This window comes from Mycolicibacterium cosmeticum, from assembly GCF_000613185.1.
Taxonomy (GTDB): domain Bacteria; phylum Actinomycetota; class Actinomycetes; order Mycobacteriales; family Mycobacteriaceae; genus Mycobacterium; species Mycobacterium cosmeticum.
This window is the reverse complement of record NZ_CCBB010000002.1, coordinates 421,151-443,833: the sequence shown is the minus strand read 5'-3', so window position 1 is coordinate 443,833 and position 22,683 is coordinate 421,151. Positions and strand designations below refer to the sequence as shown.

Annotated in this window: 18 protein-coding genes and 1 pseudogene; 4 read left to right on the top strand and 15 right to left on the bottom strand. The window is 61.4% G+C overall.

What is annotated here, in order from left to right:
* Positions 1-27: 27 nt before the first annotated feature.
* From BN977_RS17350 to BN977_RS17295, 12 genes are all read right to left on the bottom strand, one after another.
* Positions 28-438, bottom strand: a complete 411-nt coding sequence (locus BN977_RS17350; RefSeq protein ID WP_005061088.1) for an SCP2 sterol-binding domain-containing protein — start codon at positions 436-438, stop codon at positions 28-30.
* 93 nt (positions 439-531) lie between these two features.
* Positions 532-1,590, bottom strand: a complete 1,059-nt coding sequence (locus BN977_RS17345; RefSeq protein WP_005061079.1) for a BtrH N-terminal domain-containing protein — start codon at positions 1,588-1,590, stop codon at positions 532-534.
* A 46-nt stretch (positions 1,591-1,636) separates the two neighbouring features.
* Positions 1,637-2,782 (bottom strand): acyl-CoA dehydrogenase family protein, encoded by a 1,146-nt coding sequence (locus BN977_RS17340; RefSeq protein ID WP_005061077.1) that lies wholly within the window; start codon positions 2,780-2,782, stop codon positions 1,637-1,639.
* A 38-nt stretch (positions 2,783-2,820) separates the two neighbouring features.
* Positions 2,821-4,440, bottom strand: a complete 1,620-nt coding sequence (locus BN977_RS17335) for a fatty acid--CoA ligase (RefSeq protein ID WP_005061076.1) — start codon at positions 4,438-4,440, stop codon at positions 2,821-2,823.
* A gap of 26 nt (positions 4,441-4,466) precedes the next feature.
* The gene (locus tag BN977_RS17330) at positions 4,467-5,120 is read right to left on the bottom strand and encodes a transglutaminase-like domain-containing protein (protein ID WP_005061074.1); all 654 of its coding nucleotides are present in this window, start codon (positions 5,118-5,120) and stop codon (positions 4,467-4,469) included.
* Complete coding sequence (locus BN977_RS17325) at positions 5,117-6,574, bottom strand: cytochrome P450 (protein ID WP_005061070.1); 1,458 nt, start codon at positions 6,572-6,574, stop codon at positions 5,117-5,119. Before BN977_RS17325 ends, BN977_RS17330 begins: the two co-directional genes overlap by 4 nt.
* Positions 6,575-6,690: 116 nt before the next feature.
* The gene (locus BN977_RS17320) at positions 6,691-8,220 is read right to left on the bottom strand and encodes a flavin-containing monooxygenase (RefSeq protein WP_005061068.1); all 1,530 of its coding nucleotides are present in this window, start codon (positions 8,218-8,220) and stop codon (positions 6,691-6,693) included.
* Positions 8,221-8,296: 76 nt separating this feature from the next.
* Positions 8,297-9,262: an alpha/beta hydrolase gene (locus BN977_RS17315; RefSeq protein ID WP_005061066.1), complete on the bottom strand. Its 966-nt coding sequence runs from the start codon at positions 9,260-9,262 to the stop codon at positions 8,297-8,299.
* Positions 9,259-10,776 carry a flavin-containing monooxygenase gene (locus tag BN977_RS17310; RefSeq protein ID WP_005061064.1) on the bottom strand — a complete coding sequence of 506 codons (1,518 nt, stop codon included), beginning with the start codon at positions 10,774-10,776 and terminating at the stop codon, positions 9,259-9,261. The genes BN977_RS17315 and BN977_RS17310 overlap by 4 nt, the downstream gene beginning before the upstream one ends.
* A 50-nt stretch (positions 10,777-10,826) precedes the next feature.
* On the bottom strand, positions 10,827-12,314 hold the full coding sequence (locus BN977_RS17305; protein ID WP_005061062.1) for a flavin-containing monooxygenase: 1,488 nt from the start codon (positions 12,312-12,314) through the stop codon (positions 10,827-10,829).
* Positions 12,311-13,234, bottom strand: a complete 924-nt coding sequence (locus tag BN977_RS17300; RefSeq protein WP_005061060.1) for a hypothetical protein — start codon at positions 13,232-13,234, stop codon at positions 12,311-12,313. The genes BN977_RS17305 and BN977_RS17300 overlap by 4 nt, the downstream gene beginning before the upstream one ends.
* A 13-nt stretch (positions 13,235-13,247) precedes the next feature.
* Positions 13,248-14,102, bottom strand: a complete 855-nt coding sequence (locus tag BN977_RS17295; RefSeq protein ID WP_005061057.1) for an SDR family NAD(P)-dependent oxidoreductase — start codon at positions 14,100-14,102, stop codon at positions 13,248-13,250.
* A 128-nt stretch (positions 14,103-14,230) separates the two neighbouring features.
* Here BN977_RS17295 and BN977_RS17290 point away from each other — a divergent pair, with 128 nt between their 5' ends.
* Positions 14,231-14,863 (top strand): TetR/AcrR family transcriptional regulator, encoded by a 633-nt coding sequence (locus BN977_RS17290; RefSeq protein WP_074351690.1) that lies wholly within the window; start codon positions 14,231-14,233, stop codon positions 14,861-14,863.
* 183 nt (positions 14,864-15,046) lie between these two features.
* Here BN977_RS17290 and BN977_RS17285 read toward each other — a convergent pair whose 3' ends face one another.
* The gene (locus BN977_RS17285) at positions 15,047-15,916 is read right to left on the bottom strand and encodes a metal-dependent hydrolase (protein WP_005061053.1); all 870 of its coding nucleotides are present in this window, start codon (positions 15,914-15,916) and stop codon (positions 15,047-15,049) included.
* Positions 15,917-15,984: 68 nt separating this feature from the next.
* On the opposite strand from BN977_RS17285, the gene BN977_RS17280 reads away from it, so the two are divergent.
* Positions 15,985-16,659 carry a TetR/AcrR family transcriptional regulator gene (locus tag BN977_RS17280; RefSeq protein WP_005127976.1) on the top strand — a complete coding sequence of 225 codons (675 nt, stop codon included), beginning with the start codon at positions 15,985-15,987 and terminating at the stop codon, positions 16,657-16,659.
* Between the two features lie 236 nt (positions 16,660-16,895).
* Here BN977_RS17280 and istB read toward each other — a convergent pair whose 3' ends face one another.
* Positions 16,896-17,693, bottom strand: a complete 798-nt coding sequence (gene istB, locus BN977_RS17275) for an IS21-like element helper ATPase IstB (RefSeq protein WP_005061049.1) — start codon at positions 17,691-17,693, stop codon at positions 16,896-16,898.
* Positions 17,693-18,723 (bottom strand): annotated as a pseudogene (locus tag BN977_RS17270) (Mu transposase domain-containing protein). The gene istB and the pseudogene BN977_RS17270 overlap by 1 nt, the downstream one beginning before the upstream one ends.
* 267 nt (positions 18,724-18,990) lie before the next feature.
* Between BN977_RS17270 and BN977_RS17260 the strand changes: the two are divergent.
* Together BN977_RS17260 and BN977_RS17255 are read left to right on the top strand one after the other, a co-directional pair.
* Positions 18,991-20,592 (top strand): acyl-CoA carboxylase subunit beta, encoded by a 1,602-nt coding sequence (locus BN977_RS17260; RefSeq protein ID WP_005061040.1) that lies wholly within the window; start codon positions 18,991-18,993, stop codon positions 20,590-20,592.
* Positions 20,593-20,597: 5 nt separating this feature from the next.
* A complete protein-coding gene (locus tag BN977_RS17255; protein WP_005061037.1) occupies positions 20,598-22,631 on the top strand; it encodes an ATP-binding protein in 2,034 nt (677 codons plus the stop codon).
* The last annotated feature ends 52 nt before the right edge of the window (positions 22,632-22,683 follow it).

The window sequence follows — 22,683 nt, the reverse complement described above, 5'->3', positions numbered from 1 at the left end:
CGCACCCGGTCTCGTACCGGACTGACATCACACATCGAGCAGGTCGTGACGCTTGTCGGCTTCGAGGATTGCCCGATATTCTGGAAAGAGGTTTTTGGCCTGCGGTATGAGCTTGATCAGTTTGGTGACAGGACCTTTCGCTCGTACAGTTCCTTTCGCCATCGCCATGGTCAAGTTCACCTTCCCCAACCAGAACCTGTTACCGGTATCCGCGGACATGAACAATTCGACATTCGGTGTAACGCCACTGTCCGCGCCGGTCTCTATCACCTTCTTCGGCATATCCACGGTTACTACCGCGTCCGGATCGGTGTAGTGGATCCGCAACACCACCCCGGACCCGGCGAGTCTGTTCGCAAGGTCTTCGTTCTCCAAACCTCGTCGAAAGATGCCGGCGAGATAGCGGTAAACCTCTTCAGCATCAGCGAACACAGCCATCCTGAAATTCCATTCTGTTGACGCAGTCCAAGCACTCACAAATAAATCCGTTGAGTCGCACCCAGTTTCATTTCCTCCGCAGGCAATCAGGACTCATAGGAGACGATTTCCTGCCTCCCTCAGCGCCTGCGCGAGTCGACGTTCGGCTTGCGGCAACTGCGCAGCGAGGGACGCGGCGCCGCTCGCTCGCCGGCGCGGATCTGCACCGCTTTCGTACGCGGTATGCGCGACAGCGGTCCACAACTCAGATGCGGTCTTGGCGGCCTCCGCTGCTTTAAACGCAGGTTCGAAACTCAATTCTTCTGCGACGCGCCGACATCCACGTGCCTGCAGATCTCGGAACAGACCGCCCCCGGTTCCAGCCTTTTCGATGAAGGCGCTCAGCGCAAACAAGGCACCGTCGAGGGTGTCGTCGTCAAAGATCTCCGACCACCGCTTGAGGTCCTCCACAAACGTCAACACCCCTGATAATCCACGGACCTGAACATCACTATCGGAGCCCTCGGTGATCGGCGCGCTCACAAACGAACCCTGCATCGCGTCCGCGGACCTACGGAAGGCCGACCGAGCAGCATTGCCGAGATCTGGTGCTGCGCCGGGCCACTCGACCACGTAGGTGGTGTGCCGCGTGGGGACGGGAAATCCCGTCGATGCTCGCGCCTTCCGCAAATTCTCGTACGGCACCGCTTGAGGTGTATCGCGATCGTTATCGACCACGAACGCGAGTTCCTCGTCGTCGTCGTACCCCACGATCACGACATCATGCCGGCTCATACTCAGACGCGTTCTCAGATAGGGCAATTCGGCGATGTCAGTCCACACCATGACCGGCCTGCCGGAATCGATCTGTTCGGTCACCCATTTCCAACCAAGATCGGGGTCGTCTGTCGAACGGCGCTCGAAGCGCGCGCCCAACCGGGTCAAGTATTCGTCTTCGAGGTCCGCGCTACGTCCAACGAGGTAGATCGGTGGACGTAGGTGCGCCGAGCGAACATACGAGAAGTCGAGGGCCCCGCCGAGAGCAAACACGATACCTTCGTCCGGGGTGTCATCACCCCAACGGATCCCGGCCCATTCGGTCAAATCCCGAAGAGCCCCCGATCCGCAATGGCCGCCCATGTCGTGGCGATACGGCACCACCATCGATGCCATCAATCCTCCTCCAGGTGACTAACGTGCAGGCGGCAACTCATCTGAGTCATAGGGAACGCGAGATGATTTCCTTCATCACCTCGTTCGTGCCGGCATAGATTTTTTGCACGCGCTGATCCACCCACAATCTCGAGATGGGGTACTCGGTCATGTAGCCATATCCGCCGTGAAGCTGCATACAGTCATCGAGTACCTTCATCGCTCGCTCAGTGGTCCACCACTTCGCCATGGCGACGGTCTGCACGTCGAGTTGACCCGCAAGGTGCAGGTCGATGCAGTAGTCGAGGAACACTCGTGCGATGCGCGTTTCGGTCGCGGCTTCAGCCAGCGTGAACTTGGTGTTCTGAAAGCCAAAGACAGGCCGACCAAACGCCTCCCGCTCACGGGTATACTCGAGCGTCTGCTCCAGGGCAAGTTCCATCGCTGCGACAGCCCCCACCGCGACGATGAGTCGCTCTTGTGGCAGCTGCGTCATCAGCTGAATGAAGCCCTGTCCCTCAGACTGGCCCAGTAGATGCGAGCGCGGAACTCTCACTTCATCGAAGAACAATTCGGAGGTGTCCTGGCCGCGCTGGCCGATTTTGTCGAGAACCTTGCCGCGCCGGAATCCCGCCCGGTCAGCCTCGACAACGATCAAAGAGATGCCCGCAGCGCCCTGGCTCGGATCTGTCTTGGCAACAACGATGATGAGGTCGGCCTGTTGGCCGTTGGTGATGAAAGTCTTGGAGCCGGTGATCACGTACTCGTCACCGTCCAGGAGGGCTTTTGTCTTGACGCTCTGCAGATCGGACCCGGTCCCCGGTTCTGTCATGGCGATCGCCCCGATCATTTCACCGGACGCCATCTTGGGAAGCCACTGCGCGCGCAGCTCTTCAGTCGCGTACTGCAGGATGTAGTGGGCGACGATTCCGCTGTGCAGTCCCGCGCCCCATGAGCTGTCACCTATGCGGGCCTGCTCTTCAAGCACGACCGCTTCGTGCGCGAAAGTGCCACCGCCTCCGCCGTATTCCTCAGGTATAGACATGCAGAGCAGGCCCAGCTCGCCTGCTCGGTTCCACAGTTCTCGGTCGACGTGGTGCTGGTCTGCAAAGCGGCTCGCATGCGGCGCCAATTCGGCCGAGAAGAACTTCGCAGCGAGGTCACGAAGCTCGAGTAATTCGGCATTCATCCAGGGAGAGATTGGTGAGGACATGATTACCTTCCGACTGTTGGAATTCCAGGGATTTGACGTTATGACGTTTCGATTTCGATGAGGTATTCGCCGGCAGAGTGGCGCGCACGGATGACCTTTTTGTCGTACTTTCCGACGCTCGTCCTCGGAATATCGGACACGAAGCTCCATCGCTCAGGAATCCACCATTTGGCGACTTTGTCCGCAAGAAACGATCGGAGTTGGTCAATGTCAACGTCGGTTCCGGGGTGGACGACGACAAGCGCCAACGGCCTTTCCTGCCATTTATCGTCCGCGACGCCGACTACCGCCGCTTCGTACACGGCAGGGTGGCCGATCAGCGTGTTTTCCAGCTCCACCGAGGAGATCCATTCGCCACCTGACTTGATGACGTCTTTCGAGCGGTCGGTCAGGGTCAGATAGCCCTCGGCGTCGATCTTGCCCACATCACCGGTACGCAGCCATCCTTCGTCGAACTTCTCCGTATCGTTGTTTCCGAAATAGGACCCGGTGATCCAGGGACCGCGCGCCTGGATTTCCCCGACTGATTGCCCGTCCCACGGCACGTCTTTCCCGTCGTCATCCCGCAACCGGATTTCGACACCGCAGATCGGCCGGCCCTGGGATGCGCGCATCTCCCATCGTCGCGTCGCGTCGGCTCTGTGAGCCGGACGTGCGACGGTCGCCAACGGAGACGTTTCGGTCATACCCCAGGCCTGCACAATGGGCACGTTGTACTTCTCTTCGAATGCCCGCATCAAGGAAAGCGGAACAGCAGATCCCCCGCACGCGACCAGCCGTAGCGAAGAAATGTCCCGTTCAGGGTGCGAATCCAGATATCGGTCGACATCGTTCCAGATCGTCGGCACTGCACCGGCCACGGTCGGCCTGGTGTCTTCGATGATCGACACCAACGGTTCGGCTTGGAGATAGCGGTCAGGCAGCACCAGATCCGCACCGGACATCAACGCTGCGTAGATAAGCCCCCACGCATTGGCGTGAAACATTGGGACGATGGCCAGCACACGGTCGGCCTCGCTGACTGACAAAGCGTTAGCTGTGCAGGCGGTCAGGGAGTGAAGGTACGTCGAACGGTGGCTGTAGACGACGCCTTTGGGATCTCCGGTGGTGCCGCTCGTATAACACATGGCCGCGGCGGACAGCTCGTCGAGCCGAGGCCAGTCAAATGATTCTTCCTGGCCGGCAAGCACTTCCTCGTAACGCAGAACGGTCTTCCCGCATCCCTGTAGCGGGGCAAGGTCGCCCTCTCCGGTGACGATGACGGTGTGCACCGACGCCATCGCTGGGAGCGCGCGCGCCAACAACGGGGCAACCGAAGCGTCGACTAGGACGATCTGATCGCTCGCGTGGTTGGCGATGTACGCCAGTTGCTCTGGGGCCAAACGAATGTTGAGCGTGTGCAGGACCGCGCCCATGGAGGGAATCGCACAGTAGGCCTCCAGATGTTCCTGGTTACTCCACTGGAAGGTGGCCACGCGTTGGTCTGCCGTGACGCCAAGACTGCGCAGCGCATTGGCAAGGCGAGCCACTCGCGCCAGCACAATGCGGTAAGGCGTTCTCCGATATCCATTTCCGGTCGGAGTGACGACCTCGCTATCACCGTGTATGGCTGCCGCATGCTGGACGATCGCCGACACCGTGAGCGGAACATTTTGCATTGTGCTTTGCATCGTGTAGTGCCCTTTCAGGCGAAGAGGTCGGGACGGCTGTTCGGCTGATCGATGAATGTGCCGTAATGCGTTCTCAGTGCTTGCAGGATGTCTGCTAGGGGTAGATCGTCGTAGGCTCCCCGGTCGCGCAGATACTCCATGTGCTGGGTGCCGTCAGCGGTGAAACCATGGAGTAGCGCGTCGCTACGGCCGTCGAATTCGATCGGCGAGACACCGAAGCGTGCGCACAGCTCGCGATTGAACGCCGGGGTGGCCTTTACCCACGCACCGTTGACGAACATGAGACTGTAGCCGTGGTAGACGAAAACGTCGCTACCCCCCATCCGCTCGCGCAATGCCTTGGTCTGGAGGTGGTTTCGGACGTCGGCGAACCCCAGCCGCGCCGGGATTCCCGCCGCTCGGCACGCTGCAGTCAAGAGCACGGCCTTCGGGACGCAGTAGGCCCGTTCTGCGGTCGCGACGGTGCTGGCGCGATACGCGTGCGGGTTGTCGGTCACCGTGTAGGGGTCGTACCAAATGGAGTCACGGACCGCGGTGACGATGGCGATGGCCTTCTCGGTGTCGCCGCAGGCACCACGGATCGCCGATGACACGAAGTCACGTACCGAATCTTGTTGCCAGTCAAGAAACTCCGTGGGTTCGAGGTAGGGGCTGTGGTCGACGGTCATCGGCGCTTCATCTCCAACGGAAGTCCGTCCACCGGAATGGGCAGCGAGGTGTTGTCCCATCGGACGTGATAGTTCTCCGGAACCTTCCAAGTGAACGAACGCAACATCCTGTGCAGGATTGCTTTGACCTCGAGCGTCCCGAATTGCATGCCGATGCACTTGTGCGCTCCACCTCCGAACGGAACCCAGGCGAATCGGTGGTGTTGGTCTTCGCGCCGAGGCTCGTCGAAACGTGAGGGATCGAACCGCTCCGGATCATTCCAGATCGTTCGATCGAAGTGATTCACGGCAGGCGTTATAGCGCATAACGTGTTCGAGGGGATGTGATATCCATCGATGGCGACATCTCGAACCGTCTTGCGCATCACCAGCGGAACAGGTGCAAGCAGTCTGAGCGCTTCCTTGATCACGCGGTCGATGACCGTCATCTTCTCCAGGGCCTCGATGTCCGGCAACCCGTCACCGATGGCCGCGGCTTCCGCAGCCGCAGCCTCCTGCCACTGCGGATACTTGGCAAGGAAATAGGTGACCGCTGTGGTGGTGATCGTCGATGTGTCGTGGGCCGCCATCATCAAGAAGATCATGTGATTCACCACATCCTCGTCGGAAAACCGCTCCCCGTCTTCGGTCGTGGCTTGACAGAGAGCAGCGAACAGATCCTCCGTTTCACCGGCTCGCGCGGCCGGCAGATGCCGGAAGAAGTAGTCCTCCAAAACGCGCCGCCCTTGCACACCAGCGCGGAATCTGGTTCCCGGAAGCGGAGCACGCACAAGGGAACTCGCCGCCCGGACCGTAGCGACGAACGCCTTGTTGACAGCATCGCTCTCGTCCTTGCCGCGGCCGCCCATGAAGACGTCGGTAGCGATGTCGAGGGTGAGTTCCTTCAACAGTGGGTAGATTCGAACCGACGGGCCCACCGGCCACGCAGGCACTGCCGAGCGAACGCATGGCGTTACCTGTTCGACGTATCCGGTCAGGCGCGGACGCGTAAACGCCTCCTGCATGATGCGCCGGTGCATCAAGTGCTCGTCGAAGCTCATGAGCATCAAACCGCGATGGAAGAAGGCGTCGATCAGGAAGGACCAGCCATCCTGAGAGAATGCCTTCGCTTCGCTCGTGAACGCCTCTCGAGTGGCGTCAGGGCCGGCGATGACCACCATCTTGGTGCCGAACGCGCCCATCCACGACACCGAACCCAGACGGTCGTAGCGCTCTCGACTGAAATCCGAGCCGAATCGGATGTAGTCGAGCGTGTGACCCACGAAGGGCAGTCCGGCATCCCCCCGGACGGCTTTCAATCCACTGCCCGCGGGTGCCGGTGCCAGTTCACGAACCGGCCAGTCCCGGCTCCATCGACGCCATCTGTCGTCGACGGCGTGAGGCGCGGGGACCATGATCACAGAGGACAACCGCTCCTTCACGTGGTGCGCAGGTGCGAGAAGGTGATTCGTCATGGTTCCTCCTGGACGCTGGGCCGCTTTGACGGGCGTCCACCAGTCTTTACAAAGATGCCATTGATGTCAATATCTAGACATTATTGGCCTAGCGGTTAAGTGTGCGTCTCGTGCCCTTAGTCGGCCAGGCTCGGTTCTGCAGGGTCTCCGACCTTTAGACGCCCGACGTTTCTCAAGACGTAATCGCCGCTGTGCGGCTTCCGGGTAAGGAGTCGATAAACCAAGGTAGGCCCCGGCCAGTTCGTCGGGATTTCCCCGCTCGAGGTTCGATACCAGCTCGTACACAGCGCCCACACCGACCTCCGTAGTCGCCTTCTCAAGCGCGTGTTGTAGCGTTGCGCGCTCTCCGTCCTGACATCGATCGCATGACCCGGATGAGCAGCCACGGCTTTGATGAGCGTTGCGATGTGACGGACTTGTGACTCGATCATGTAGAGGATCGACCCCGAGCCCACATTGGTGTTGGGACCGTAAAGCAGGAACAGGTTCGGGAACATGGGGACAGTGATGCCCAGATATGCGTACGCCTGGGTCTTCCACACCTCGGCCAAGGAGACTCCGCGAGAGCCGCGCACGGACATCGGGGCGAGAAAATCGGTGGCGCGAAACCCGGTTCCGTAGATCACGACATCTGCAGGACGAAACTCTCCATCCACGGTCTTGACACCGTTGTCGCAGAGCTCTGCGATAGCCTTCGGCACCAACGACACGCGATCACTCGCGATTGCTGGATAGTAATCATTCGAGAACAGCACTCGCTTGCACCCTGGCGCGTCCGAAGGCATCAATTGCTCGCGCAAAGATGGGCTAGCAACCTGCCGATGTAGGTGGCGGCGCGCGATCGCACCGAGGACGCGTGAGAGGGGCTTCGCGTCGACTAGCGTCACAGCGAGCAACTCGAAAATTAGCCATACCGCGAAACGCTCGAGGCGCAGCGCCATCGGCAATAATCCGATCACCCAGCGGTGAACGACTCCATACCTGCTGTCCCACTTCGGCAAGATCCACGGAGCCGTGCGCTGATATAGCGTGACATGCTCCGCCTCCTGGGCGATGTGTGGCACGAATTGGATGGCACTAGCTCCTGTGCCGATGACGGCTACTTGCTTGCCGCGAAGCGAAACCGATCGGTCCCAACGCGCCGAATGAAAGCGCGGCCCCTGGAAGGTGTCTGCGTCGGCAATAACGGGTACGTGGGGCAAGGAGAGCTGACCCACGGCCGAGACGACGACATCGCAGGTTATTGTCTCGTTCGAGTTCGTAACCAGGGTCCAACGCCCGAGCTGGTCATCGAAGGTCATTGCGACAACTTCGGTCTGGGTACGCAGATGCGCGGCCAGTCCGCCACTCTCCACGAGTTGTTGGAGGTACTTGAGTATCTCGGGTTGCTCGGCATATCGCCGTGACCAACGAGGATTGGGCTTGTACGAGAGTGAGTACAACGCTGACGGCACGTCGCAGGCCGCTCCCGGATAGGTGTTGTCACGCCAAACACCCCCGATGTCTGCAGCCTTTTCCAGGATCGTGAAGTTCGTGAACCCGTCCTTCTTCAGCCGGTGGGCCATCGCAACCCCGGCGAAGCCGGCCCCGATGATCACGATCGACGGATCGTATGCGCGACAGGCCGTCGCGAAGTTGCTGCTCATGAGGCAGAGACGACTGACTTCACGCTGCGGCGGTGGAGGTGGTGTAGGTGTAGGAGCATTGCCTGTTCGGACACTTTCACCTGACTCCCGAGGCTTCAAGGAAGCGTCCCGCTCGATGAATCGCGTCTCGGGCTTCGGGAAGAATCCGGAACATAGCCTGGAATACATGGATCTGTCCCCGGTAGACCTGGATCTCGACGTGGGATCCAGCTGATTGAAGTCGCTCGGCGAGACGGCGCGAGTCATCGATCAACATTTCTCTCCCGCCCACCTGAATGAGGATCGGCGGCATCGAGGTGAGGTCCGCGTCAAGCACGCTCAGGCGCGGATCTCCGCGATCTGCGCCACCTACGTAGAGGTCAAGAGCGCGCGCCGCTGATTGAGCGGAGGCAAAAGGATCCCGGCGGCGAAGTTCACGCGCTCTGGCAAGTTCGCACCTGAGATCCAGGACGGGAGACATCAGCAGCATCGCATCAGGGAGCGGCAATCCAACTGCACGTGCGCCCAAGGCCGTGGCCATCGTGAGCTGCCCGCCCGCTGAATCTCCGGCAACCGCGACGGTGCGCTGACAAGAACCCGGGGACCCTCCGCTGGTAAGCCAGCGATACGCATTCAGCGCATCGTCCGCGGCTGCGGGATAGGGATACCGCGGGGCAAGACGATACTTCACTGCGAAGATGGGGCGCCCGCTCGCCGAGGCGAGTTCACCGAGAAGACCGCGGTGCGTCTCCGGCGAGCACATAGAATAGGCGCCGCCGTGGATGTACAGCAAAGGGTTGGCATGCGGATTAATGGCAGGCGTGGTGATCCAGTCCCCACGAACCGGGCCTCCGGCGAATACAGTGTCAACCTTGCGCACTGTGACGCCGCGCCGAGGCCGTGAGGCTACGAGCGCTGTTCGGAGCACGCGATCCATCACCGCAAGTCCGTAGGCGTTTGATGGCATCAGCTGCGCCAGTGGCCGCAGCGTGGTTCGCGAGGACATCGCGACGAGATGACTGGCAAGACTGGGCTGCCAGTCGGGGGCATCCATCCTGGTCATCGGGCACCCACTACCTCGGCCCGATTCTCGAATTGGTAATCCGAGAGGCGAAAGGTGCAGCTTCGCCAATACGTCTCAAAAGTCGTTGAGGGACGCAGTGGAACGTCGCCGTGCTTGTCGAAGTAGTAACTATTGGCACCGGAACAGCTCGGCTGCCAGAAAACCTGCCTGTGACGACGACTCAGCACTTCGGCGAAGTAACGGTCATTCGCCTCCTTCTTAACCTCGACGAGGTTCGCACCCAGTGCCCGCGCACGACGAAGACAGCGGACGATGTGCCGACTCTGCGCCTCGATCAGCGTGAAGTAGGAGGAACCGTTGTAGCCGTAGGGACCGAAGATGTTGAAATGATTGGGGAATCCGGGGACACTGACCCCTTCGAAGGCCTGCAGTCGATGCTCGTCCCACCATGTGGCCTGCTCCAGCCCGCCGCGTCCCTTCAACACGTACGTTGGCATGTTGCCCGACTCCATCACTTTGAAGCCGGTGGCCAGGATCAAGACGTCAATGGGATGAGCTTTGCCGTCTCGAGAATGGACGGATGCATGGTCGATATGGGTTATGCCGCTCGTCTCGAGCGAAACGTTGGACCGGTTGTACGTTGCGAGATAGGAATTGTGGAAGCTGGGTCGTTTACAGCCCAACGAGTAGCGCGGAATGAGTTGTTCTCTCGTCGTCGGGTCATGGACTTCACGCCGCATGTACCGCTTTGCGGCGCTCTCCATGACATCGGCGAACGGTATCACCGTATGAAAGTGAGCGGCGATTGGGAAAGTGATTTCTACGAACGCCTGGCTCGCGGTCCGGGTCGCCAATTGCGCCCCTGGCAGGAAATGTAGAAGCCTTCCAGCCCACGTCGGTATGGGGAAGTCTGGCTTCGGCAAACAATAAATTGGAGTTCGCTGAAAGACCGTCAGACTCTCTGCTTTTTTTGCGATTTCGGGTATCAGTTGCACGGCTGACGCACCAGTACCGATTACAGCAACCCTCTTCCCGCTGAGATCTTCGGAGTCGTCCCACCTAGCCGTATGCAGAGTGACGCCGGCGAAATCTCGCACACCCTGGATTTCAGGCCATTTCGGCCGACTGAGAACGCCGGAGCAATTGACCACGAAGCGTGCGGTGATCTCCTCACCTTTTGCGGTCGTCAGACGCCAAAATGTTGCATTTTCGTCAAAGCAAGCTGCGGTGATGGTTGTATTGAAACGAATATGGTCTCCAAGCTTGTACTTTTCAACGCATTGCTCCGCATAGCCTTTGAGCTCGTTGCCGTGGGCGTATGTACGCGACCAGTCGGGGCGCATTTCATATGAAAATTGATAACTATACGACGGTATGTCGACAGCGATACCGGGATAGGTGTTCCAGTGCCACGTACCTCCGACGCCGTCGGCGTCGTCAACCATCAAAAAATCGGTAAAACCCGCCTTTAGTAAACTAATGCCGCAACCGATGCCAGAAAATCCAGCTCCAATGATGATAATTTCGTGATCTGGGTCAAACTTACGATCCATTGCTCAATTTCACCGTTCTGACGGTCAGCCTTCTCAGTTCAGATTCAGAGTTATTGCGTCAGCCGGAGGTGTGTATCATCGCGCCGGGTGATCACATAATCACGAGGATCCAAGCGGGAAAGTTCTCTCATAAACTGGGTCGCGAAACCCGGGTACATCGTGCCGTTGTAGCCGTCCTCGGTCAGATACCAACTGCTGCACCCCGAATTCCATGTCGTTCGTCGAAGGCGGCGCTGAATTTCGGAGTGATAGCGGCCCTGGCGATCCTCCCTCACATCCAAAGTACCGATGTCATTTTGCTGAAGGAGTTTGATCGCCTTGACTATGTAGTCAATTGCTGCCTCCATATATACGAGCGCCGAGTTGTGGCCTGGCCCGGAATTCGGTCCGAAAGTGAAGAACAAGTTCGGATAGCCGGCCACGCTCACGCTCTTGAAGGCGTATCTCCCCTGAGACCATTCGTCCCCAAGCTTCCGACCACCGAGGCCGCTAATCGGGAACGGGGTGCCACGTTTGCACACATCGAAGCCGGTGGCAAAAACGATGCAGTCCACCTCGTGCTCGACACCGTCGGCGGTTCGAACACCGTTGGGTGACAGTGTGGCGATGGGCCAGCTGATCAGCTTACAGTTATCCGACTGTAGCGCAGGGTAATAATCGCTGGTCATGAGCATACGTTTGCAGCCAGGTCTGAAATGGGGCGTCAACTGACGTCTCAACCAGGGGTCTTTCACCTGCCGACGGAGATGAGCCTTCGCCGCCAGTTGTATCGCTGACGTCGCAGCGGTGTTCCAGACCATACCCACTGCCATCACTTCGTGAGCCCAGAACCAGGCGTAACGGAGCGCCTGTTCGCTCACCGGCAATTGTTTGAAGGTCGAACGCGCCCAAGCCGGATGCTTGAGGTTCACCCTGGGCAACACCCAGCCGGGCGTTCTTTGGAAGACTTTGACCGACGCAGCCGACTTCACGAGCTCAGGAATGATCTGCACCGCGCTCGCGCCTGTCCCAATGACTGCAACCCTCTTATCGCCGAGATCGTAGCCCTGGTCCCATCGAGCGCTGTGGATCTTCTTTCCCTCGTACGAGTCAATACCCCGAATATCCGGAAAGCTGGCGTCGGCAAGTGGTCCACTGGCCATCACGACTGAACGAGCTTGATAACGCGTTCCGTCAGCCGTGTCGGCCACCCAGATGCCGGCACCCTCATCGAATTCCAAGGCGGTTACATCGGTATCGAACTGGATGAACCGGGCAAGGTCGTACTTGGTGACGATCGTGTCGATATATTCGAGGATCTCAGCGCTCCCCGAGTAGGTATGAGTCCAGCCCGGATTCGGCTCGAACGAGTAGGAGTAGAGAAGCGAGGGAATATCGCAGGCCGCACCGGGATAAGTATTGTCTCGCCAGGTGCCTCCGACGCGATTTGACCGTTCCAGAATGACGAAGTCATCTGTACCCTCTTGAAGCAGTCTGATCGCCGTACCGATACCTGCGAACCCGGCGCCGACGATCAACGTCGTGGTGGTGCCTGTCATTTGGCCACCGGTTCGTAGGTCAGTTCGTCCGTCCATGATGGGGGCCGGCCGAAAATCTGAACAGGGAAGACATCGATCGCATTGCCAAGGCGCTGAGACACGAAGTGCAGAGGCTGGGACCGCTTGATGGAAGACGACATGTGCGCCTTCAAGATGTGATAGCCGGGCACCCTCCGCGTGTGCTCACTCCGATCGCCGACATTGGCATACCGCGTCACTGCATTGTATAACTTCTCCTCGGACAGACCCATAGCGTTGAGATTCATCAACATGCGCGTCAGGAGCGGGATATACAGCAACGCGCCGGTGAGAATGCGCGGGTCGACCAGAGCACCCGCAGTTTGAATGGCGTGGATTCGCATGGGGCTGGCGCCCAGGTCATTCAAGACTTGGAAGCCAACCGCGAGATGCCGCGATTCGTCGCTGTTGACCTTGTTGAACACCTCCCCGCACACAGGGTCGTCAACCTCATCGAGGAGAAACTTCAGCAGTGCTCCGTCGAGCGCAGTCTCCAGTGCCGGGATCGCGGCCCCGATGACGGTCAGGGGAAGGGCTTCGGCATAACGGTCCAGCCATTCGATGACCAGCCGGATATTCTTGTTCGGGACCGGTTTCTCGTCTTCCTCGAGCATGCCCCAGCGACGCATCAGGGCAAGTTCGGCATTGGCGTGACGCTGCTCCTCGGCGTGAAAGTAACGGTAAATGTCTCCGAGCGCTTCGAATGGCGCCTTCGGAGCCATCGCGGCGAAGGCACGTGCTCCAACATGCTCAATCCACACCACGTCGGACATGAATTGCTTGAGTGTGGGACGCTGTTCATCGGTGATCAGTTCCGCGCCAGGGGCGTCCCAATCGATATCGGCGAGAGCCCATTGCTTGTTTTTGATTGTCTCGAGCATGTCGCTGTATGCGAAAGCCATTTTCCCTGCTCCTCTACTCGGCTGAATCGTTCCATGAGGCCATGCGCTCCACGAGGCCCAGCGTGCGTGTAAAGGGACCGGGTAGGGCTCTCTTGAGTTGCCACAAGACTTTGGCATCGAGTTGGGGTACTACATAAATTTGTCCGCGATCGTGCGCGTTCAACGTCGTTCGAGCAACGTGCTGGGGCGAAATGCCGGTCCATTTCATCAGGTTGGTCGCGAGTCGTGCAGCCGCCTCGTCGATTTGAGGATTATTGGCGATGTTCGTCTTCACGAAGGTGGGGCAAAGCACTGTGACGTTGACGTCAGTACCGCTCAGTTCGGCCGCCAGTGTCTCCGATAGAGCGAGCACTCCGGCCTTGCTGACGTTGTATGCCGCCATCCGAGGGGCCGAGCCGAAGCTCGCTGCGGACGCCACATTGATGACTCCGCCATGCCCATTGCTCCGGAGCCGAGGCACAAAAGTCTCGCAGCCGTAGATAACGCCCCAGAGGTTGACAGAAATCGCCGCTTTCCAGTCCTCGATTGACGTCGCGCCGATGCGATTGCCGCCTGCACCGATTCCGGCGTTGTTGATGACGAGGCTCGCTGCCTTCCCGAACCAGTCTTCGCTCACATCAGCGAGGTTGCGGATCTGCTCAAGATCGGCGACGTCGCATGCGATGTCGAAGCCCTCGCCGCCAGCCTGCCTCACCAACTCTGCCGACTCTTTTGCGGTGACGGGATCTCTGTCGGCGCACACCACGCGTCCGCCTCGGCGTGCAAGCTCAACGGCGAATGCGCGGCCGATACCGCTTCCTGCGCCCGTAACGACTGCATCGGCTCGGTGCGTTCTGCCTGGTGCGCCGCCGAATGGCAGCAATCTCATTCGTCTGCCTTTCGGGTCGCGACATTGACGTCTGCTGTGGGGGAAGTCTCATCTGGGGGCACCAGCCACCATTGGTGTCGCATGCCACCAGTTTTGTCGTGGACCGAGCGCTTTGTCAAGATGGAGAGGTGCGGTCGAGAAATAAGCGCTGGGGTGGTCGGACCGGGGCCGAGCGTCGCGCAGAACGACGGCAGCAATTGATCGAGGCCGCAACCGAGATTTGGAGTGAGAGCGGTTGGGCCGCGGTCACTATGCGCGGAGTATGCGCCCGCACAGGGCTCAACGATCGATACTTCTACGAGGACTTCAAGACGCGCGATGAGCTGCTCGTTGCCGCGTGGGATGGCGTCCGCAACGACATGCTGGGAGAAGTTTCCTCGCTGTTCGACGCACGGGCGGATCGGCCGCCGATCGAAACCATCACCGCAGCGATCACCATCGTGGTCGATGGGATCGCACGCGATCCCGGCCGAGCACACATCCTCCTCGCTCAGCACGTAGGTAGCTCACCGCTGCAAGACCGCCGCGCCGTGGCGCTCCAGGAAGCAACGCAGTTGGTCGTTGACGCAAGCCGGCCACACCTCCGACAAGATGCCGACGAGATGGCCCTTCGCATGGACACTTTGATCGCTGTCGGGGGGTTCGTCGAAGTCATCACCGCCTGGCACTCGGGTTTGCTCGCGGTGACCGAGAAGGAAGTGGTCGCGCACACCAGCAGACTTGCTGAAACCCTGGCTCAACGCTATATCGTCAACGACTGATCGAGGCTCACAACAGGGCCCGCCAGCCCCGTGGCGATCGCTGCGAACGGCATTTGCGGGTCCGACCGCCGTCTCTCCGGCTACCGAGCACCGAATCCGTGAGTCGACCGGCGCGTCACACCCTGTTCGGAAGGAGCGACGCAGGAACGGTGCATCCTGCGTCGCCGGACTTCCGTACCTTTGCTATCCCGACTGAGCGATAACTCTCTGTGAACCGTTTTGGTCGAACAGTTCTTTGCTCCAACGCTCCAGGACCGCGGCGCTGTCCCAATCATCAGGATGGAAACCCGGGCGGTTGTAGGAACGGAATCGCCGCAGCGCATCGGCGGTGAACATCGGGGTGCGACTGAAGCGGTACAGACTGCGCACCAACGTGACCGGGTTATACGAGGCTTTGTCAGCGGCCATAGACAGGGCAGTCTGCAGAATGAGTTCGCCGAACAGAATTACTGAAGCGATCCGCATGCCCCGTACACGGGTGCGCTCGGTTCCTCCCACGAGCCGATAGACGTCGAAGGCAACCGCTTTGTGCTCAGACTCCTCGAAAGCATGCCACAGCAGAATCGGTCGAACCTCAGTCTGTCCGATGAGCTTCTGGGCGTCTTCGCTGGTAAGAATGATTTCTGCCAACGTAGCGGTGTAGTGCTCCAACGCGGAGGTCATGGACAGTCGCATTTCCGGCGAAAAGCGCCGTTCCAATCGCTTGATCAGGCGTGCGACATGACGGTCGATTCGCGCGGTCGGATACCCCATGACCTGGAGTCGCTCGTTGAGGAGACGATGCTGGTGTCGATGTGTGGCCTCTTGTCCGATGAAACCCTTGACCGCTGTCTCCAATTGGGGATCGTCGATGGAACTCTGGAAGTTCCTGACCGAGCGGATGAAGAAATCCTCGCCTTCCGGGAACGTCGCAGAAAGCACCGAGATGAAATGGCTCATCACCAGGTCGCCATCGACAAAATGTTGCCGCTTCGTGGAGGTCGGCATCGGAAAACGAACACGCCTGGGTTTTGGCAGCACGCGGGTCCTGGCCGGGGCTTGATCTTGCGACATTTGAGGTCCTTCCTCGAAGTTGTATCTGACTTTATGCCTTGTCAGATAAGACTGCCAGACTGTAGGCCATGAGTCCAGCACGTGTTTATGGCGGGCTGTCCGCAGCTCAACGCGATGCGCAGCGCCGCGTGATGTTGATTGATGCCGCAGTCTCAATCATGGGCACCCATGGAGCTGCCGCGTGCACCGTGACCGCCGTGTGTGCGAAGTCAGGAGTGACGAGCCGGTACTTCTACCAGCAGTTTCGCGACCGAGACGCGCTATTGCGCGCGGTATTTGCCAAGATCTCCGCCACCTTCCAAGCGGTGATAACCAGCGCCATTCCGGACGACACGGTTGCGCCTCAAGAACTCGCTTACGCTCCGATCAAGGCCCTGGTTCAGGTGATCGAGAACGATCCCAGCATGGCCCGCATACTGTTTGTCGAATCGGGCGCGGAACCCCTTCTTCGGCAACTGCGAAGCGAACTGATGACCGATTTTGCGGAGCTGGTCCTCAGAGAGGCCCGCTTGCACCTCGATATACCCAGCGATGTGCTCCAAGTCGCAGATCTCGCCGCTACCTACGGTGTCGGGGGCCTGTTCGAGATACTCCGTCGCTGGATAGACGGACAACTGAACCTCTCGACTGAAATGCTTATCGAGCACGGTGCGGGTTTTCTCGGCAGTCTCGGGCTGTATACCCTCGGGCAGGCACCTGATCAGGCCGCTCCGCTGCTGGCCGCAGTTGACGAGAACCGATAGATTCCGACCGACCCGGCGTTATGCAGGCTCGGTTGGCTGAGGCGCATGGCGCGACGCTGACAATCACTGCTGGCGTTCACCCGAGATCGCGACCGTAGACCACACGCGCCGGACGAGGAACTCGATACGACCTCGCAAGGGCCCTGTGTGCCGTCGCTCCCGCAAGTCTATTTCGATCTGTCAACGGCAACTGAATACTGATCAGTTGCCGGCAAGTGAATTTTGACCAGCTGGGGTCATTGTTCGTCGGCCGTGACCGTGGGGACGCGGCCGAGGTCTCGGTCTTTGATGCGGTAGCTGTCTCCTTTGAGTGAGATGACCTCGGCGTGGTGGACGAGGCGGTCGATCATGGCGGCGGCGACGACGTCGTCGCCGAAGACTTCACCCCAACGGCCGAATGGCTTGTTCGAGGTGACGATGAGGCTGGCCCGTTCGTAGCGGGAGGACACCAGCTGGAAGAACAGGTTGGCCGCTTCGGGCTCGAAGGGGATGTAGCCGACCTCGTCGACGACCAGCAGTGGGTAACGGGCCAGCCGGACAAGCTCGGCCTGCAGAGTGCCTCGGTGATGGGCTGCGGCGAGCCGATCGACCCACTGGCTGGCGGTGGCGAACAAGACCCGATGCCCAACCTGGCAGGCGCGGATCGCGATCCCGATTGCCAAGTGTGTTTTCCCTGTCCCTGGCGGACCCAGGAACACCACGTTGTCGCGTGCGGTGACGAAGTCGAGCGTGCCCAGATGGGCGATGAGGTCGCGTTTGAGGCCGCGGGCGTGGTCGAAGTCGAACTCTTCCAACGATTTCCGCGAGGGGAACCGCGCAGCCCGAATTCTGCCTTCACCGCCGTGGGACTCGCGGGCCGAAACCTCACGCTGCAGACACGCGGCGAGGAACTCCTCGTAGCTCCACGTCTCAGTCCGCGCCCGCTCGGCGAGCCTGTCGACGGCCTCGCGCAAGGTGGGCGCCTTGAGCGCTCGGGTCAGATAGGCCAGCTCGGCGGTCACATCGCGGTGGGTGGCCGCAGTCTTGGGGGCCATCACGCCACCGGCCCGTCGATGTCGATCAGAGCGTCGTAGTCGGTCAACGGCCGCTGCTGGACCTCGACCTGGGTGGGCAGGGTGACCACGTCGAACCGATTGCGGCGCATCGCCTTGGCCGCTGCCAGATGCGCCGGGTCGCTGATCGTTTGGTGCTTGGCCCAGATCCGGTCGTGATCGGCGACCAGCCGGCCGGCACACCATACCCGCACACGCGCCAGGTCGGCGACGACCTCGATGTGCCGGCCCACCGCAGCGGGGTGCACCGAGTAGTCGTTGGCGTCGAGACGCACGTAGTGATCGCGCGGCAGCCGGGCATGGGTCCGCCACCCGGTAGTCGGTTCCACCGGCGATAGCGGCAGCATCGCGGCCTTGTCGGCCTCGATCCGGTCTGCCGGTCGGCACCCCAACACTCGATGCTGGCGGTGGTTGGCGATAACCAACCACTCACCGAGCTGGGCGTTAAAGTCCGTCGGGCTGGTGAACACCCGCCCCGGCAGGAATGCCCGTTCCAGGTAGTCGTGAAAGCGCTCCACTAGCCCCTTGGCTTCGGGATCACCGGGCTTGCAGATCACCACCTTGGCCGCCACCGTTCCGCGGAACGCCTGGCATGCCGTGCTCAACTCGGGCATCCGCGCCCGCCAGCGCCCGACCGCACCCTCTCCGTCCCAGACAAACACCCGAGGAACAACACCCAGTACCGAAAGGTGTTACCACCGGCGGCACAGATCTTCGGCACTGCGGGTAGGGATCAACAACGCTGATGCCCATCGGGAATACCCACATACCATCGTCATCACCGGCAGCGCCGTGGCCGTGGATACGCGCTCAGCAGCTCCCGGATCCGCGGCTCGGCCTCATCAGCCACCGACCCCACCCGCTCGCGCTGATACTTCGGCGGGCGGTCGGAGGCCAACGCCGACTTCACCGTGTTGCGTGCCACCCCCATCACCCACGCCACCTCAGAAATCGACAACTGCTCCGACCGGCGCAACCGCCGGATCTCTGCCCAGTCCTCCACGCTCAACACTCGCTTCCTCCCTGGCTCACCCGAACCCAGGGTCTCTAGGAAGCTGGTCAAAATTCAGTTGCCGCGCTCTGGTCAGTATTCAGTTGCCGCCGACACGATCGCTCGATCTGCAGCGCAGCGCACCGCTTCGTCCATCGCGATTCGACGGAATCGCGGCGCGGGAAACAAATCTGACGCCCGGCCTGCCGCGGTTGTCACCTGATGTTAATTGCGGCTAACATCAGCGCCTAGCAGATCGACGTCGATGCTCGCCCGGAGGGAAAACTTTTGGTACAGGTCCTGCCCGATCGGGTCGACGACACCGCGCCCGGCTATCTCAAGAACCGCGAAGGACTGAGCGCGCAACTCGACACCATCGCGGAGCAACTGGCGCTGGTCAACGGCGGCGGCGGCGCGAAATACGTTGCGCGCCACCATAAGCGGGGCAAGCTGCTTGTCCGCGAGCGCATCGAGCTGATGCTCGACCCCGACACGGCGTTCCTCGAACTATGCCCCTTCGCCGCCTGGGGCAGTAAGTTCCCCGTCGGCGGTAGCGTGGTGGTAGGCATCGGCGTGGTCGAGGGCATCGAGTCGATGATCATCGCCCACGACCCCACCGTCCGCGGCGGCGCATCGAACCCTTATACCTTCCGCAAGGTGTTCCGCGGCATGGCCATCGCGCGGGAGAACCGACTGCCCATCATCAACATCGTCGAATCTGGCGGCGCCGACCTGCCCACACAGGCAGAGATCTTCGTGCCCGGCGGACAGCTGTTCCACGACTTGACCCAGCACAGCGCAGCGGGGCTGCCGACACTGGCCTTGGTCTTCGGCAACTCGACCGCGGGAGGTGCGTACGTCCCGGGCATGTGCGACTACGTCGTGATGGTGCGCAACCGTTCCAAGGTGTTCCTCGGCGGTCCGCCGCTGGTCAAGATGGCCACGGGCGAGGTCTCCGATGACGAGTCGCTCGGCGGCGCCGACATGCACGCCCGCACCTCGGGGCTGGCCGATTACATGGCCGAGGACGAGCAGGATGCGATCCGCATCGGCCGTCGCATCATGGCGCGGCTCAACTGGCGGAAGAACGGCCCCGGACCCACCACGCCGCCGCACCCACCGGTGCACGACCCCGATCAGCTGCTCGGCATCGCCTCCGTCGATCCGAAGGTGCCCTTCGACCCCCGCGACGTCATCGCCCGAGTGGTCGACGGCTCGGCCTTCGACGAGTTCAAACCTCTCTACGGCACGTCACTCGTCACCGGCTGGGCCTCGATCCACGGCTTCCCGGTCGGCATCCTCGCAAACGCACGGGGCATCCTGTTCAGTGAGGAGGCCGAGAAAGGTTCGCAGTTCATCCAACTGGCAAATCAGATCGACACCCCCCTCATCTTCCTGCAGAACACCACCGGTTTCATGGTCGGTGCCGAGTACGAACAGGGCGGCATCATCAAGGACGGCGCCAAGATGATCAACGCCGTATCCAACAGCACGGTCCCCCACGTGACCATCACCATGGGTGCGTCCTACGGTGCCGGGAACTACGGCATGTGCGGGCGATCGTACTCGCCGCGTTTCCTATTCGCTTGGCCTAACTCGAAGTCGGCCGTGATGGGTCCGGCGCAACTGGCCGGAGTGCTGTCCATCGTGGCGCGCGAGTCCGCCGCCGACCGCGGGCTGCCCTTCGACGAGGAGGCCGACGCCCAGATGCGCGCCGCCGTCGAGGAACAGATCGAGCGCGAATCCGTCGCACTGGCCAACAGCGGCCGACTTTACGACGACGGGATCATCGATCCCCGCGATACGCGGACCGTTCTCGGGTTTTGCCTGTCGGTGATCCACAACGGCGAGGTCCGTGGCCAGCGTGGCTACGGCGTGTTCCGGATGTGATGGCGATGCCCAAGATCCGCAAGGTCCTGGTCGCCAACCGTGGCGAGATCGCGCTGCGGGTGTTCCGCACTTGCCGCGATCTCGGGATCGCCACCGTCGCGGTCTATTCCGACGCCGACGCCGACGCGTGGCACGTCGCCGACGCCGACGAGGCCGTGCACCTTCCCGGCTCGTCTGCCGCCGAGACCTACCTCGACATCCACCGGATCATCGCCGCTGCCTCGCTCACCGGCGCGGACGCAGTACACCCCGGCTACGGCTTCCTTTCGGAAAACGCCGGGTTCGCGCGCGCCTGTGCCGCCGCCGACCTCGTCTTCATCGGTCCGCCGCCCGGGGCGATCGACGCGATGGGCTCGAAGCTGCAGGCCAAGAAGACGATGTCCGACGCGGGGGTGCCTGTGCTGCCCGGTGGCGACACGACGGGGCTATCGGCCGAGCAGCTGGCGAAGCTGGCCGCCGACGTCGGCTACCCCGTGCTGGTCAAGGCCAGCGCTGGCGGCGGTGGCCGAGGCATGCGCATTGTCGCGTCGCCGGACGAGCTCGACGAAGCGGTCACCTCCGCTTCGCGTGAGGCCGCCGCAGCGTTCGCCGACGGCACCGTCTTCCTCGAGCGTTACGTCCAGCGCCCACGCCACGTCGAGATCCAGATCATGGCCGACACGCACGGAAACGTCGTCTCTCTGTTCGAGCGCGAGTGCTCCGTGCAGCGTCGACACCAGAAGGTGATCGAGGAGGCGCCGTCACCGGTCGTCGACGACGCGTTGCGCGCTCGGATGAGCGAGGCCGCCATCGCCGCCGCGCGCGCCGTCGGCTACGTAGGCGCCGGGACGGTCGAGTTCGTCTACGACGCCGCTCAGGATGGCAAAGCCGACTCCTTCGCCTTCCTCGAGATGAACACCCGGCTGCAGGTCGAGCACCCGGTTACCGAGCTGATCACCGGCCTCGACCTGGTGCGTGCCCAGCTGCTCGTAGCCATGGGCCGCCCGCTGCCTGAGGAGATGCACAACCCGCGAATTCGCGGTCACGCGGTCGAGGCCCGTCTGTGCGCCGAGGATCCGGCCGATGACTACCGGCCCTGTACCGGCACCCTGCGCACCTTGGATGTCCCGGCGCTTGCCGGCGTGCGGGTTGACTCGGGTTTTCGTGCCGGTTCGGTCATCAGTCATTACTACGATTCGCTGCTGGCCAAGGTCATCGCGTGGGCACCAACGCGCGACGAGGCACTTGCCAGCCTCTCGGCGGCGCTAGCCGGCGCCCGTATTCACGGCGTGACCACCAATCGCAACCTGCTTGTTCGCGTCCTGCGCCATGACGAGTTCGCCGGGCGGGGCACCGACACTGGGTTCCTTGACCGACACGACGTCGCCCAACTCGGCGCTGCCCTCCCAGACACGCAGTCCGAGCGCCTGCACGCCGTCGCGGCGACCGTGGCCGGGGTGGCCGCGCGGCGTGCCGTCGCAACTCTGCAGGCCACGTTGCCCGCCGGCTGGCGCAACAACCCTTCGCAGCCGCAGACCACAACCTGGCAGACCCAGGGTGGGCGCGAAGTGCGCGTCGGGTACACGTTAGGTTCGACAGGGACCTGCCTGCAGGTCGACGACGAGCCGTTGGCCGACGTCGAGGTTGTCGAGGGCAGTAGCGAGCGGGTGGTGCTGCGCGTCGACGGGGTGCGCCGCACTTATGATGTCGTCCTCGACGGCGATGTTGCCCACCTCGACTCGGTCGCCGGCTACTCCGCCCTGCGGCTGGCGCCACGCTTCGTCGACCCGAGCACTCTGAACCCGCCCGGGTCGCTCACCGCGCCGATGCCGGGTTCGGTGGTCCGACTGCCAGTCGCCGAGGGCGAGACGGTCTCGGCGGGCCAAACCCTTGTCGTCCTGGAGACGATGAAGATGGAGCACACCGTCGCGAGCCCGATTGACGGGGTGCTGAACGCCCTGCCGGTCCAGGTCGGCCATCAGGTCTCGAGCGGTGACGTCCTCGCCGTGGTCGAGGCGGTGGACGGCGGTGAAGTGGCGTCGGACGCCACCGAGCTCTAATCAACCCGGCGCGCTCCCGATCGGTGGCGCGTCGATACCGATGTGAGGAGTG